A 15,077-nucleotide genomic window follows, 5' to 3' on the forward strand; every position below is an offset into this window, starting at 1 on the left:
GTAGGCCGGATAAGGCACCTGTGCCGCCATCCGGCACTTCTGCCTGATGGCGCTACGCTTATCAGGCCTACCGGCAGCACCATACCGTAGGCCGGATAAGGCACTGTGCCTCCATCCGGCACCTTTGCCTGATGGCGCTGCGCTTATCAGGCCTACCGGCAGCACCATACCGTAGGCCGGATAAGGCGCCTGCGCCGCCATCCGGCGCTTCTGCCTGATGGCGCTGCGCTTATCAGGCCTACCGGCAGCACCATACCGTAGGCCGGATAAGGCACCTGTGCCGCCATCCGGCACTTCTGCCTGATGGCGCTGCGCTTATCAGGCCTACCGACAGCACCATACCGTAGGCCGGATAAGGCACCTGTGCCGCCATCCGGCACTTCTGCCTGATGGCGCTACGCTTATCAGGCCTACCGGCAGCACCATACCGTAGGCCGGATAAGGCACTTGTGCCGCCATCCGGCGCTTCTGCCTGATGGCGCTGCGCTTATCAGGCCTACCGGCAGCACCATACCGTAGGCCGGATAAGGCGCCTGCGCCGCCATCCGGCGTTTCTGCCTGATGGCGCTACGCTCATCAGGCCTACCGACGGCGCAACAATCACATCTGGCGGCGCTGCCAAATCCACAGCGCCGCAATCGCCAGCGCAAACAGCCCGCCAAAACCAATGCCGATCGCCACTACCGGAATACCCACCAGTACGGCCAGCGAATAGAGACCCAGCATCAACAGCATCGCGCTGTTCTCCCCCAGGTTCTGTACCGCAATCGCGTTGCCCGCGCCGACGCTTTTCTTGCCGCGCTCCTGCAATAACGCATTGAGCGGCACCACGAAAAAGCCGCCCAGCACGCCAATAAGCGTCAACAGCGCATAGGCCGGAAGCAACGCGTGTTGCAAAGAGAAAATCAGCACCACCACGCCAATCAGAATACCCGCAGGCATACAACGCGCTACCGTCTCCAGCGTAACCAGCTTCGCCGCAGCGCCTGCGCCCACAACAATACCGATCGCCACCATTGCGTTCAGGTAAGTTGGCGTGGCGTTATCGGTAATTCCCAGCGCTACCGGCACCCACAGCACCAGCAGAAAACGCAGCGTGACGCCCGCGCCCCAAAAAAGGCTGGTGCCAACCAGCGAGAAACGCGTCTCCCCGTTACGCCAGAGCGATATGCAGGCGCAGAAGAAGCTGCGCACCATCTTACGCAAATGCCAGGACTGGCCTGGCCGCGCCGCCGCGAGTTTCGGAATAAAAAGGTTAGCGACAACTGCGCCCGCATAGGCCAACGCACAGGCGACCAGCGCCGCAATCACATGCCAGTCTGCCAGTACGCCGCCTGCCACCGATCCCAGCAGAATCGCGGCAATGGTGGAGGCTTCCATCAGACCATTGGCTTTCACCAGTTTGTCGCCCGTGGTCAGCTCGCCAAGAATGCCATATTTCGCCGGAGAGTAAGCCGCCGCGCCAATCCCCACCAGCGTATAGCCGACAAAGGGATTAAAACCAAAACAGATGCTCGCGGCGCCCAACAGTTTCAGGCCGTTGGCGAACATCATCACCCGGCCTTTAGCAAAGCTGTCCGCTACCTGCCCAACAAAGGGGGCAAAAAGAATGTAAGCGCCTACAAACACCATTTGCAGGATCGGCTGGCTCCAGTCCGGGTAGAACTGCGCCTTCAGTAGCGCCAGCGTCGCGAACAACAGCGCGTTATCGCCAAACGCAGAGAGAAACTGCGCGGCGATAACCGACATCATCCCTTTCGACCAGATCGAAGTGTTAGTATGTACTGACTCACGCATGTTGTTTTTCCGGTTCATCAACCCAGCTTTTCAGCGTCACAAAGTCCGGCTTGCCGCTGCCCAGTAACGGAAGTTGTTTCAGATAGCGGATATCACGCGGTACGGCAAGTTCAGGAATGCCGTGTGTGCGGGCATATTGCAGCAGGCTTTCACGCGTCAGCTCGCCGTCTGTCGTGAACAGCACCAGCGCTTCGCCCTTGCTGGCGTCGCTTTTAATCGCCGTGGCGTGCATTTTATCTGGCGAGACGCCCAGCGCCAGCTGTTCGACCATCTCCAGCGAAACCATCTCTCCGGCGATTTTCGCAAAGCGCTTCGCTCGCCCCTGGATCTGCACAAAACCGTTTTCATCGAAACGCACAATATCGCCCGTGTCGTACCAGCCCTGTTCAACGTCGCCCAGCGCATTTTCCGCCGCAGGCTCTTCCAGCACGCCCGGTTTTTCAACTCGCAGGTAGCCGTTCATGATATTAGGCCCTTTGAGTTGCAGACGCCCGCCGTCATCAATGCCCGGAACCGCCAGCAAGCGCGCATCCATGCCTGGCAAAATGCGCCCAACGGTACCCGGCTTCGCCGCCATAGGTACGTTAATCGACACGACCGGCGCGCATTCGGTCACGCCGTAACCTTCCAGAACGCGCAGGCCAAATTTATCCTGCCAGAGCTGTCGGGTGCTGTCCTGCAATTTTTCCGCGCCGGCGACGACATAGCGCAGACGATAGAAGTCATACGGGTTGGCAAACCGCGCGTAGTTGCCCAGAAACGTCGACGTGCCAAACAGCACCGTGCAGTTCCGGTCATAGACCAGTTCCGGCACAATGCGATAGTGCAACGGGCTGGGATAGAGAAACACCTCAGCGCCGGTCAGCAGCGGCGTCAGCAGGCCGACGGTCAGACCGAAGGAGTGAAACAGCGGCAGCGCTGACATAAAGCGGTCGTTCGCCGTGAAATCGGCAATGGTTTTTATCTGCTCAACGTTCGCCAGAAGGCTTTTATGGCTGTGCACCACGCCTTTCGGGTGCCCTTCCGAACCGGATGTAAAGAGGATCATTGCCGCCTCTTCCGGCCGCTGTTTGACCTGCGCCAGGCGCGGCATCAGCAGATGCGCAAAAATCCAGAGCTTATCGGCGAGCGTCACATCAGCTTTTAAATCTTCGAGATAAATCCAGCGAACCTGCGTCAGTTGCTCCGGCAGATGCCAGAGTTTGCCTTTCTCAAGAAACTGACGGGAGGTGAATACGGTTTTGATCTCCGCAGCGGTAATGGCGCTGGTCAACCCTTTCACGCCCGCCGTGTAGTTCATCATCGCCGGGATACGGCCACGAGAAACCGCGCCAAAAATGACGGCGGCGCTGATGGCCGCGTTTGGCAGCATCAGGCCGATGTTTTCACCCTGCGCGCTGTATTTTTCCAGAATGCGGCCGACAAACAGCGTTTTTGTCAGCAATTTGCGATAAGTGTCCGGCGTGAAGTTAATATCTTCAACACAATTTTTACCCGCCCCGTAGCGGTACTGCGCAGCTAACAGTGATTCATACAGCGTTTCACGCGGGCGCACCGCCATGCGCGCTTCCATCATAATTTGATGCAGCATTTCTCCGGCCAGTTTGCGGCGCTCGCGCGCTCGCGGCGCCTCCGGCATCGGCAAATGAGTAGGCGGCAGGATATGCAGGTGAATGCGCGGGAAAAAGCGCTGTTTTACCAGACCTTTCAGGCGGCTAAAGTGCGTAAGCTCTGCGCCTTCAATACGAACCGGCACCACCGTTGCGCCAGACTTCGCCGCCACAAACCCGGCGCCGTCGTAGATTTTCATCAACGAACCGCTCACCGAAATTCGCCCTTCCGGGAAGATAACCACCGGGCGGCCCTGTTCTACCAGGCGTACCAGGTGCTTAATCGCCATCGGCTTCGTCGGGTCGAGCGGCACGAAATCAATCAGCGACTTTAACCAGCGCATGTACCATTGCTGGCTGATAGAGGAATAGACCGCGAAAACAGGGCGAACCGGTAAAAACAGGGCGAGTAAAATACCGTCGATAAAAGAGACATGGTTTGGCGTGATCAGGATGCGCTCACCCTGTAGCGCCCTGGCATCCCCGGTGACGCGCACACGATAAAGCACGCGGAACAGGTTGCGAAAAAATCCCAAAAGCATGTCAACTCCCTTTGCTCACAGTTCGGTAAAGATGCATGGTTGCAGATTATACGAGATGGGGAACAGGCGCGACAGGTAAATGGAAGGACGAAAAAAAACCTGCGCATCCGCGCAGGTTGGTGCAAGAGACAGGTACGAAGAGCGTACCGAATAATCTCACCAATCAATACCTCTGGGATCTTGATTGTGGTCTCCGGCGACGCTGCGCGCCACCAGCAAAACGCAAAGGAATGAACACAAATGCAACGAGTTGTGTAAATTATCGGTTACTGTTACAGATTGCTGTAAGCGCAAAAAAAAACCTGCACATGATGCGCAGGTTGGTGTAATTCTTGTGATCAACCCGAAAGCTGATTTCACCTATCAATACCTCTGGGATCTCAACTCTAGCAATCCGCCCGACGCCCTCACCAGCGAATAATCGCAACAGCGCTTCGCAAAGTGTAACCAAAGGTTTGCATTCTCCCTTTTCTGTCTTACTTCCCCGGCGTGCGCTCACATTTGCGCGTTCCCGTCAGGCAATCTGCTTGAACAGATAGCCATTTTCCGTAACACTGACGAAATGTAAGCGTTTACCCACTATAGGTACTGTCATGGCGACCATAAAGGATGTAGCCCGACTGGCTGGTGTTTCAGTCGCCACCGTTTCTCGCGTTATTAATGATTCCCCGAAAGCCAGCGAAGCATCCCGCCTCGCGGTCACCAGCGCGATGGAATCGCTCAGCTATCACCCCAACGCCAATGCGCGAGCGCTGGCGCAGCAATCCACGGAGACAATTGGTTTAGTCGTGGGGGATGTCTCCGACCCTTTCTTTGGCGCGATGGTTAAAGCGGTCGAGCAGGTGGCCTACCACACCGGTAATTTCTTACTGATTGGCAACGGCTACCATAATGAACAAAAAGAGCATCAGGCGATTGAACAACTGATCCGCCATCGTTGCGCGGCGTTAGTCGTACACGCCAAGATGATCCCGGACGCGGATCTGGCGTCATTAATGAAACAGATGCCTGGCATGGTGCTGATTAACCGCATCCTGCCTGGGTTTGAGCAGCGCTGCGTGGCGTTAGATGACCGTTACGGCGCCTGGCTGGCAACGCGTCACTTAATTCAGCAGGGCCATACCCGCATCGGCTATATCTGTTCCAACCATTCGATTTCTGATGCGGAAGACCGGCTCAAGGGTTATTACGACGCGCTGGAAGAGAGCCATATTCCGGCTAACGACAGGCTGGTCACATTTGGTGAACCGGATGAGAGCGGCGGTGAACAGGCAATGACCGAGCTGTTAGGTCGCGGAAGAAACTTCACGGCGATCGCCTGTTACAACGATTCGATGGCCGCAGGCGCAATGGGCGTATTAAACGACAACGGTATTGACGTGCCGGGCGAAATTTCACTGATTGGTTTCGATGATGTGCTGGTCTCGCGCTACGTGCGTCCACGTCTGACCACGGTACGCTACCCGATCGTGACCATGGCGACCCAGGCCGCCGAACTGGCGCTCGCGCTGGCGGAAAAACGGCCTGTACCCGAAATCACCCATGTCTTTAGCCCTACTCTGGTACGTCGGCATTCCGTTTCGACGCCGTCGGAAACCGGGAATTCTTCGTCAAACGATTAATCAGGATAGCGTCATGACAACAATGCTGGATGTTTCACGTCGCGCGGGCGTATCAAAAGCGACGGTTTCTCGCGTGCTGAACGGAACGGGACAGGTGAAAGAGAGCACGCGCCAGAAAGTCTTCAAAGCGATGCAGGCGTTAGATTACCGACCCAATTTTTTGGCGCGATCGCTGGCGAACCGCACCAGTAACAGCATTGGGCTTGTTGTCTCGACCTTTGACGGATTTTACTTCGGGCGCTTGCTGCAACAGGCGTCACGCCAGACGGAGTCGCACGGTAAGCAGCTTATCGTGACCGATGGCCATGACACGCCGGAACGCGAGCAAGAGGCGGTGCAGATGCTGGCCGACAGGCAGTGCGACGCGATCATTCTCTATACCCGCTATATGAGCGAAAAAACGATCATCTCGTTGATTAATACCATAGAGACGCCGCTGGTCGTGATCAACCGCGATGTCAGTCTGGCCCGCGATCGCGCCATATTCTTTGAACAGGAAGATGCCGCGTTTCAGGCGGTGGATTACCTGATCTCACAGGGCCATCGGGATATCGCCTGCATTACCGTACCGAATCACACGCCAACGGGAAAATCCCGCCTGACGGGCTACCGCAAGGCACTGGAGAAAAACGGGATCGCCTGGGACCCGGCGAAAGTGAAATACGGCGACTCCAGCATGACACGCGGGTACGAAGCGTGCCGTGAACTGCTGGAGGACGGGATCGCCTTTACCGCGCTCTTTGCCTGTAACGACGATATGGCGCTTGGCGCATCAAAGGCGCTGCATCAGGCCGGGCTGCGGATACCGCAGGATATTTCGCTGTTTGGCTTCGATGACGCGCCCAGCGCGAAGTGGCTGGAACCGGCGCTGTCCACCGTTTATCTGCCGATCGACAGTATGATCACCACCGCAATCGATCAAGCGATTCGGCTGGCTAGCGGCGAGGAGCTGGAGCCGATCCCACCGTTTACAGGAACATTAGTGCTGCGTGATTCAGTAACCACCGGGCCATTTTTTCAGTCGGATTGCTGATGGTTTGCCGGATGGCGGCGCAAGCGCCTTATCCGGCCTACGATATTGCGCCGTCCGTAGGCCTGATAAGCGTAGCGCCATCAGGCAAAGGAACCTTATCCGGCCTGCCGGTTAAAAAACTTCCAGCGCCAGCAACTCTTCAATCGTCTGGCGGCGGCGAATCAATCGCGCTTTACCGTTATCAAACAGCACTTCCGGCAGCAGCGGTCGGCTGTTGTAATTTGATGACATGGACGCGCCGTACGCGCCGGTATCGTGCAGAACCAGATAATCCCCCGGCGCGACCGCAGGCAGCGCACGCGTTTCCACGTTACCGCCTTCCTGCTGCGTAAAGACATCGCCAGACTCACACAATGGCCCCGCCACCACGGTGTCCAGCAGCGGCGCATGTTCAAGCGAGCGACCGTCCGCCGCCAGCGCCGTAATATGGTGGTAGCTGCCGTACATTGCCGGGCGCATCAGGTCGTTGAAACCGGCATCCACCAGCACAAAATGACGGCGCCCCATCTCTTTCACGCTGCGTACCTGCGTCACCAGCACGCCGGATTGCGCCACCAGAAAACGTCCCGGTTCAATTTCCAGCTTCACCCGATGCCCCAGATGGCGAGCGATTTGCTCGCGGGCGGCGTTCCACAGTCCGAAGTAATGCTGCGTATCGACCGCCTCTTCTCCCTCGTGATAAGGGATCGACAGCCCGCCTCCCGCCGAAATCGCCTCCAGATCCTGCCCAAAATCGATAACCTGACGCACCATCGCGCCGCACACCTGCTCCAGATGACCGTAATCAACGCCGGAACCAATGTGCATGTGAACCCCGACAAGCTGAAGCCGATGGCGCTGCATCACCGCCAGCGCGGCAGGCAGATCGGTATGCCAGATGCCGTGTTTGCTGTTCTCGCCGCCGGTATTGGTTTTCTGGCTGTGCCCGTGACCAAAACCGGGATTGATACGCAGCCAGACGCGATGACCCGGCGAAACCTGCCCCAGTTGATCCAGCATATCCACCGACCCGGCATTCACCGGAATGCGCAGTTCGCTGACGCGGGCCAGCGTGGCGGCGTCAATGACATCAGCCGTGAAGACGATATCATCAGGATGGTTTTGCGGATCGTATCCCGCCGCCAGCGCGCGCTCAATTTCACCCAGCGAGACGGAATCCACCTTTACGCCCTGCTCACGCATCAGGCGTAAAATATGAATATTCGAGCAGGCCTTTTGCGCAAAGCGCACCACATCAAACTGTTGCAGGGCCGCGATCTGACGGCGAATAATCTGCGCGTCATAGACCCATACCGGGCAGCCGAATTCCGCCGGTAGTCTGAGCAGATTTTCAGCGTTGAGGTCGGTATCAGTGCAATTCAGTGAATGTGGCATAGCAGGCTCCGGGCAAGACATTTTTTATGATTACGCCACAAACTGAAGGGAATAAAAAATATCGTTTTATGGCGAGTCTATGCAAAAATGATATGGATGATATCCACTGAGGGGAAAGCCAACGATGGCAGCCGTGAACCTGCGCCACATTGAAATCTTTCATGCCGTGATGACCGCCGGAAACCTGACCGAAGCGGCGCGCCTGCTGCATACCTCGCAGCCCACCGTCAGCCGGGAACTGGCGCGGTTCGAAAAAGTATTGGGGCTTAAACTGTTTGAGCGCACGCGCGGACGCCTGCACCCGACGGTGCAAGGATTACGGCTATTCGAAGAGGTGCAGCGTTCCTGGTATGGGCTGGATCGCATTGTAAACGCGGCGGAGAGCCTGCGTGAATTTCGCCAGGGCGAGCTGTCGATTGTCTGCCTGCCCGTTTTCTCCCAGTCCTTTTTACCCACGCTGCTGCAACCGTTTCTCGCCCGCTATCCTGATGTCAGCCTGAACATCGTGCCGCAGGAGTCGCCGCTGCTGGAAGAGTGGCTTTCCGCTCAACGCCACGACCTCGGCCTGACGGAGACGTTGCATACCCCGGCAGGCACCGAACGCACCGCGTTGTTGACGCTAAATGAAGTGTGCGTGCTGCCGCCCGGCCACCCGCTGGCGGCCAAGTCCGTGCTGACGCCGGGCGACTTTCAGGGAGAGAATTACATCAGCCTGTCGCGCACCGACAGCTATCGCCAGCTGCTGGATGCGCTGTTTAACGAACACCAGGTTAAACGCCGGATGGTCGTGGAAACCCACAGCGCGGCGTCGGTTTGCGCGATGGTGCGCGCGGGCGCCGGGCTCTCGGTGGTTAACCCGCTCACCGCGCTGGATTATGCCGCCAGCGGAGTGACCGTGCGGCGGTTCAGTGTCGACGTTCCGTTTACCGTCAGTCTGATCCGCCCGCTGCACCGGCCATCATCCGCGCTGGTGGATGCGTTCAGCGAGCACCTGCAAACCAGCCTTCCGCGTCTTGTCGATCCGCTGGAGGCCATTCTGGAGCCGGTTACGAAAGCATAAATTCCACGGCGTCAGCCGCATGGATCGCCGCAGTATCAAACACCGGCAGCGCGCTCTGCGCTTCCGGCACCAGCAACCCGATCTCAGTACAGCCGAAAATCACGCCCTGAGCGCCCTGCGCCGCCAGACGTTCGATCACCTGCAAATAATACTGGCGGGAGCGTTCGCTAAACTCGCCGAGGCACAGTTCGTCAAAGATTATCTGGTTGATCTGCGCACGGTCGTCAGTTTCCGGCACCAGGGTTTCAATCGCAAATCGCTGCTCCAGACGCCCGCGATAAAAATCCTGCTCCATCGTGTAGCGCGTCCCCAGTAGCGCCACGCGCGTCATGTTTTTGCGCGCAATCGCCCGCCCTGTCGCATCCGCAATATGTAAAAACGGCAGTGAACAGCGCGACTCAATCGTATCCGCCACTTTATGCATAGTATTAGTACACAGCACTATCGCTTCTGCGCCCGCCTGCTGCAAACCCAGTGCGGCCTGCGCCAGAATATCTCCCGTTTTATCCCACTCTCCCTGGCGCTGACACTCTTCAATTTCATGGAAATCAACGCTATGCAGCAACAGGCTGGCGGAATGCAAACCGCCCAGGCGTGTTTTGATTCCTTCATTAATCAAACGGTAATAGGGGATCGTCGATTCCCAACTCATGCCGCCCAGCAGTCCAATCGTTTTCATTACCTTCTCCTTCTCACCTTGATGACAGCAGTGAAGCAAACTTGTGATCAAGTTTCCAGTTCATTTGGTCTGCCATTTTCTTTTCCCCCGGTATGAACTAATTTAGTTGAAACATTGTTTCAATAAATAACAGGATCACCGCATGTTTATTTTTCATAATGAGACGACGCTTGAGGATCTGGGAAATGGCGTTACCCGGCGTATTCTGGCTCACGACGGTAACATGATGGCGGTAGAGGTGAATTTCGAAAAAGGCGCAATCGGGCCGTTGCACAATCATCCTCATGAACAGCTGACTTACGTTTTGTCCGGTGAATTTGAGTTTACTATTGGTGAAGAAAAGCATGTGGTGCGCGCCGGCGACACGCTATATAAACGGCCCAATATCATGCATGGCTGCGTGTGTTTACAACCGGGGACACTGCTGGATACCTTCACGCCAGTACGCGAAGATTTCCTCAACGCGTAAGCCATACGCATCCGGCCTGTACAGGAACCCCTGCGCAGGCCGGATGTTATCGCCTCACCGGGGCGAGGCTTTTACGACATCAGAATTAACGCGCCAGCCAGCCGCCATCCACCGCAACGGTATAGCCGTTAATATAGTCAGATGCGCTGGATGCCAGGAACACCACCGGCCCCATCAGATCGCTAGGCAGCCCCCAACGCCCCGCCGGAATACGGTCGAGGATTTCCGCGCTACGCTGCTCATCAGCACGCAGTTGCTGAGTATTGTTCGTCGCCATGTAACCCGGCGCGATAGCGTTCACGTTGATGTTATGTTTCGCCCATTCGTTCGCCATCAGGCGCGTTACGCCCATAACGCCGCTTTTAGACGCGGTGTAAGAAGGAACGCGAATCCCGCCCTGGAAGGAGAGCATAGAGGCGATATTAATAATTTTGCCGCCGTTACCCTGGGCGATGAAGTGCTTCGCCGCAGCCTGAGACATAAAGAACACGCTCTTAATGTTCAGGTTCATGACGTCATCCCAGTCTTTTTCACTGAAGTCGATCGCGTCTTCACGGCGGATCAGACCGGCGTTATTCACCAGAATATCAATGTGGCCGAACTCCGCCACCGCACGTTCAAGCAGGGCTGGGATACCGTCAATCTGACGTAAATCCGCCGTCAGACTTAAAAAACGGCGGCCCAGCGCGGTGACGCGTTCAATGGTTTCCGTCGGCTCAACAATGTTGATCCCGACAATATCACAGCCCGCTTCCGCCAGACCCAGCGCCATCCCCTGACCCAGACCGGTATCACAACCTGTGACTACCGCGACCTTACCTTCAAGAGAGAATGCATTCAAAATCATTGTTAATCCTTATTTTCTTAGTGCCTGTCACGGACAGACATGATTGCCGTCCGCGACTAGCGCAGATCTTTTACTGCAACGTGGTCCATATCATCAAAGACCTGGTTTTCACCCACCATCCCCCAGATGAACGTATAGGCCTGGGTGCCGACACCGGAGTGAATAGACCAGCTTGGGGAGATAACCGCCTGCTCGTTATGCATCACGATATGACGCGTTTCCTGAGGCTGCCCCATCATATGAAAGACGCAGGCGTTCTCTTCCATGTTGAAATAGAAGTACACTTCCATGCGGCGTTCATGGGTGTGACAAGGCATGGTGTTCCACAGGTTGCCGGGCGCCAGTTCGGTCAGGCCCATGCTCAGTTGGCAGGTCTCCAGTACGTCCGGCACGAAGTATTTGTTAATGGTGCGGCGGTTACTGGTGAGGTTGTCGCCCAGAGTGACCGGCGCGACATCGGCTGGCGTCACTTTTTTAGTCGGATAAGTGGTATGCGCCGGCGCGCAGTTGTAGTAGAACTTCGCCGGATTTGCGCCATCAACGCTGGCGAAAACAACTTCTTTCGCGCCTTTACCGACATATAAGGCATCGCGGTGGCCGATCTCATAGCACTGACCATCGACAGCAATCGTGCCCGGCCCGCCGATGTTGATCACCCCCAGTTCACGACGCTCCAGGAAGTAGGTAACGCCCAGCTGTTTACCGACTTCACCGCCAACGGAAACCGTTTTCGCTACCGGCATGATGCCGCCGACAATAATGCGGTCGATGTGGCTGTAAACCATGGTGTATTCATCAGCAACAAACACTTTCTCGACCAAAAACTCGTTGCGCAGCCCCTGGGTGTCCAGCGTTTTAGCGTGCGCGCTGTGGATGCTCTGTCTTACGTCCACATCAACCTCCAATAATAAACCGACCGTGAATGTCAGAACGGAAGGCGAAACACCGTTCCGCTTTACTTTATGCGGTAATGATATCCCTCCAGAAACGGGTTTTCAATCACAAATAAAACGTTGTTTCATTTTTTCTGCATCTTATTATCAAAAGTGTAATTGCGATCACGTCAGCGCGAGATTTCCCTTTAGCAGGCACAGGCGGAGATACTTAAAATAAAATTAAAAACAATAAGATAGGTTTATCAGGTGGATATGGGAGCAGCGTGCGCTCCTGAAAAGAAACGCCGGATTGCTGCAACCCGCGGCGTCAGGGCGGGGAAATATCAGCACATATTGCGACTGGCGCGGTTGGCAGCGCCAGTACGGGGGAAGCGGAAAATGAAGGCGGTTTTAATCTCGTTCGATAGCAAGCGCCACGCCTTGCCCGCCGCCAATGCAGAGCGTCGCCAGGCCCTTTCGCGCATCGCGTTTAACCATCTCATGCACCAGCGACACCAGAATCCGGCAGCCGGATGCGCCAATGGGATGACCGAGCGCAATCGCTCCGCCGTTAACGTTCACCCGGCGTTCGTCCCACTCCAGCATTTTGCCGACGGATAACGCCTGCGCAGCAAAAGCCTCGTTAGCCTCGATAAGATCCACATCCGCCAGCTGCCAGCCTACCCGTTCAAGACAACGTCGGGTGGCGTAAACGGGCGCGATGCCCATCAGTGCGGGATCGACGCCGACGCTGGCAAAAGCGCGAATACGCGCCAGTACGGGTAAATCCAGTTCCTGCGCTTTGGCTTCGCTCATCATCATGACGGCAGCCGCGCCATCGTTAATTGACGAGGCATTGCCCGCCGTGACCGAGCCGAGGAGATCAAATGCCGGGTTCAACTGGGCCAATCCTTCCGCGCTGGCATCGGTTCTTGGCTGCTCATCAGTATCGACAACGACAGGCTGGCCGTTACGCTGGGTGACAACCGGGACAATCTCAGCTTTAAAACGCCCGGCATCAATGGCCGCCCGCGCTTTTTGCTGGGAACTGAGGGCATAGGCGTCCTGCAATTCGCGGCTGATGCCGTATTCCCGCGCCAGATTTTCAGCGGTAACGCCCATGTGGTAATCGTTAAACGCATCCCACAAGCCGTCGTGAACCAGGCTGTCCACCAGTTGGCTGTTACCGAGCTGCGCCCCTGTGCGGCTGTCGGTAAGAACGTGCGGCGCCCGGCTCATGTTCTCCTGCCCGCCGGCAATGACAATATCCGCCTCGCCGCACTGAATCGCCTGCGTAGCCAGGTGCAGCGCTTTCAGGCCGGAGCCGCAGACATCGTTGATGGTGATAGCGGAAACGGTGTTGGGCAGCCCACCTTTGATGGCTGACTGCCGCGCCGGGTTTTGTCCTGCGCCCGCCGTGAGCACCTGACCGAGGATAACTTCATCGATAGCATGTACATCAACGCCGGTACGCTCCATCAACGCTTTTACCACCATGCTGCCCAGTTCAACGGCAGAATGGCGGGACAGCGTTCCCTGGAAGCATCCGATCGGCGTACGTAAAGCCCCAACTATCACAACCTCTTTCATCACCACCTCAGCGCAAAATAACACCGCAATAGTAGAGGATTGTTAAAGATAATTATCCTGCTTGTTTAAAAATGGTGAGTTTTATCACAAAGGAAATTGCAGCTATTTTAATCAGCCGGTATACGCCCCTGCTGTAAATGATCGCGGAGCCAGCTTCCCGCCGCGCCCGGCGGCGACTTCTTGTTCCAGAGAAGATCAATCGAGATCGCCTTTGGCCAGCCGGGCACATCCAGTTGCACCAGCGGTTTTTCAGCCGCGAACTCTTCCACCAGCGCGCAAGGCAATGCGCACCAGCCAAATCCCTGTACCGCCATACTCAGTAATAACAAATAGTTAGGTGCAGACCAGGCCGGGCCGCGCGCCACGCTGGCGCCACTTTCCAGATAGGTATTCAGCCGCAGTTCACGCCAGGTATGCAGCTGATCCCATTGCAGGGTTTTCTGCGCGGTCAGAGGATGTGAGGCCGCCACGTAGAGTCCCATCCATGTCTGCATGGGCAGGCGCGTCACCCCCATCTCGGTAGGGTAATGATTGCGCGCTTCAATCAGCCCGACCTGCGCGCGTCCCTTTTGCAGGAGATCGATGACATCTTCATCTTCGCCGATCAGACATTCAAATTCCGTATGGGGAAACTGGCGGTCGAACTGCACCATTAATTCTTCCAGAACGTCTGGATGCAGGGTGTCGGATAGCACGAATGTCAGACGGGTTTCCGTTTCGCCAGACAGGGATAACGCCACCTCATCCAGACGATCGCTTGCTGACAGAATAGCCTGCACATAGCTGAGCACCCGCTTGCCCTCTTCCGTCAGCACTGGCTGTCGTGAAGAGCGATCAAACAGTGAAAACCCCAGATCGGCTTCCAGGTGGGCAATCGCCGTACTGACGGTGGACTGACTTTTCCGTAACCGGCGCGCCGCAGCGGAAAACGAGCCGCAGGAGACCGTCTCAACAAATGCGATCAATGCTTCGGGAGAGTAGCGCATAAACTATCTACTTTATCGATGGATTCTATCTTTTAGATATCATATTAAACGATAAAATGCCTGACATTCCGTTTTCCCGGAGATGAAAAAAAAGGTTTGATCCTATGCAACATGATTTAGTCCAACGCCGTTCGCTACTCGAACGCATTTTCCATGCGGTCTGCTTCGAAGGCATTGCCACCGCCATTCTGGCCCCGACTACCGCCTGGCTGATGCAGCGCTCAGTGCTGGAAATGGGAGGCTTAACCATTCTGCTGGCAACCACGGCGATGATCTGGAATATCATCTATAACGCGCTGTTTGACCGCTTCTGGCCGTCACACGTAGTGACGCGCACCGCTAAAGTTCGCGCACTGCACGCGCTGGGATTTGAAAGCGGCTTTATCGTTATTGGTGTAAGTATTGTCGCCTGGGCGCTGAACGTCAGCCTGTTGCAGGCCTTCACGCTGGAAATCGGTTTCTTCCTTTTCTTCCTGCCATACACCATGTTCTACAACTGGGCCTATGACACGTTGCGTCTTCGCGTAGTAAGACGCCGCCAGCAGCGCGTTACTGCCTGATAATGCTCTGTTTAGCCGGAACATTCCCCGTTC

General features: G+C 56.3%; 13 protein-coding genes. 5 read left to right on the top strand and 8 right to left on the bottom strand.

The features are described 5' to 3' along the window. Window positions 1-600: 600 nt before the first annotated feature. Both lplT and aas read right to left on the bottom strand, forming a co-directional pair. Window positions 601-1,797, bottom strand: coding sequence for a lysophospholipid transporter LplT (gene lplT / locus OGV67_RS13800; protein ID WP_012134953.1), 1,197 nt, complete (start codon window positions 1,795-1,797; stop codon window positions 601-603). Beyond that, window positions 1,790-3,949, bottom strand: coding sequence for a bifunctional acyl-ACP--phospholipid O-acyltransferase/long-chain-fatty-acid--ACP ligase (gene aas, locus OGV67_RS13805; protein WP_286465649.1), 2,160 nt, complete (start codon window positions 3,947-3,949; stop codon window positions 1,790-1,792). Before aas ends, lplT begins: the two co-directional genes overlap by 8 nt. A 593-nt stretch (window positions 3,950-4,542) precedes the next feature. On the opposite strand from aas, the gene galR reads away from it, so the two are divergent. Both galR and OGV67_RS13815 read left to right on the top strand, forming a co-directional pair. Continuing rightward, on the top strand, window positions 4,543-5,571 hold the full coding sequence (gene galR, locus OGV67_RS13810; protein WP_012134956.1) for an HTH-type transcriptional regulator GalR: 1,029 nt from the start codon (window positions 4,543-4,545) through the stop codon (window positions 5,569-5,571). A gap of 13 nt (window positions 5,572-5,584) precedes the next feature. Then, the gene (locus tag OGV67_RS13815; protein ID WP_058668043.1) at window positions 5,585-6,604 is read left to right on the top strand and encodes a LacI family DNA-binding transcriptional regulator; all 1,020 of its coding nucleotides are present in this window, start codon (window positions 5,585-5,587) and stop codon (window positions 6,602-6,604) included. Window positions 6,605-6,715: 111 nt separating this feature from the next. Here OGV67_RS13815 and lysA read toward each other — a convergent pair whose 3' ends face one another. Next, window positions 6,716-7,978, bottom strand: a complete 1,263-nt coding sequence (gene lysA, locus OGV67_RS13820; protein WP_012134958.1) for a diaminopimelate decarboxylase — start codon at window positions 7,976-7,978, stop codon at window positions 6,716-6,718. A 124-nt stretch (window positions 7,979-8,102) separates the two neighbouring features. On the opposite strand from lysA, the gene OGV67_RS13825 reads away from it, so the two are divergent. Continuing rightward, window positions 8,103-9,038 carry a LysR family transcriptional regulator gene (locus OGV67_RS13825; RefSeq protein WP_115614451.1) on the top strand — a complete coding sequence of 312 codons (936 nt, stop codon included), beginning with the start codon at window positions 8,103-8,105 and terminating at the stop codon, window positions 9,036-9,038. On the opposite strand, the gene OGV67_RS13830 is transcribed toward OGV67_RS13825, so the two are convergent. Then, the gene (locus OGV67_RS13830) at window positions 9,025-9,717 is read right to left on the bottom strand and encodes an aspartate/glutamate racemase (RefSeq protein ID WP_115614450.1); all 693 of its coding nucleotides are present in this window, start codon (window positions 9,715-9,717) and stop codon (window positions 9,025-9,027) included. The genes OGV67_RS13825 and OGV67_RS13830 overlap by 14 nt on opposite strands. 142 nt (window positions 9,718-9,859) lie before the next feature. Here OGV67_RS13830 and OGV67_RS13835 point away from each other — a divergent pair, with 142 nt between their 5' ends. Continuing rightward, window positions 9,860-10,186: a cupin domain-containing protein gene (locus OGV67_RS13835; RefSeq protein WP_012134962.1), complete on the top strand. Its 327-nt coding sequence runs from the start codon at window positions 9,860-9,862 to the stop codon at window positions 10,184-10,186. Between the two features lie 85 nt (window positions 10,187-10,271). Here OGV67_RS13835 and kduD read toward each other — a convergent pair whose 3' ends face one another. The 4 genes from kduD to OGV67_RS13855 form a co-directional block, all read right to left on the bottom strand. Further along, window positions 10,272-11,033, bottom strand: coding sequence for a 2-dehydro-3-deoxy-D-gluconate 5-dehydrogenase KduD (gene kduD / locus OGV67_RS13840; protein WP_005123393.1), 762 nt, complete (start codon window positions 11,031-11,033; stop codon window positions 10,272-10,274). Between the two features lie 56 nt (window positions 11,034-11,089). Continuing rightward, window positions 11,090-11,926 (bottom strand): 5-dehydro-4-deoxy-D-glucuronate isomerase, encoded by an 837-nt coding sequence (gene kduI, locus OGV67_RS13845; RefSeq protein ID WP_024130911.1) that lies wholly within the window; start codon window positions 11,924-11,926, stop codon window positions 11,090-11,092. A 393-nt stretch (window positions 11,927-12,319) separates the two neighbouring features. Then, the gene (locus OGV67_RS13850; RefSeq protein WP_104868233.1) at window positions 12,320-13,498 is read right to left on the bottom strand and encodes an acetyl-CoA C-acetyltransferase; all 1,179 of its coding nucleotides are present in this window, start codon (window positions 13,496-13,498) and stop codon (window positions 12,320-12,322) included. A 107-nt stretch (window positions 13,499-13,605) separates the two neighbouring features. Next, complete coding sequence (locus tag OGV67_RS13855; protein WP_115614449.1) at window positions 13,606-14,484, bottom strand: LysR family transcriptional regulator; 879 nt, start codon at window positions 14,482-14,484, stop codon at window positions 13,606-13,608. 104 nt (window positions 14,485-14,588) lie between these two features. Here OGV67_RS13855 and OGV67_RS13860 point away from each other — a divergent pair, with 104 nt between their 5' ends. Further along, window positions 14,589-15,044, top strand: coding sequence for a multidrug/biocide efflux PACE transporter (locus tag OGV67_RS13860; protein ID WP_024130912.1), 456 nt, complete (start codon window positions 14,589-14,591; stop codon window positions 15,042-15,044). Window positions 15,045-15,077: the final 33 nt, after the last annotated feature.

Origin of the sequence: Citrobacter sp. CK188, from assembly GCF_030333525.1 — a bacterium.
GTDB lineage: Bacteria > Pseudomonadota > Gammaproteobacteria > Enterobacterales > Enterobacteriaceae > Citrobacter_B > Citrobacter_B koseri.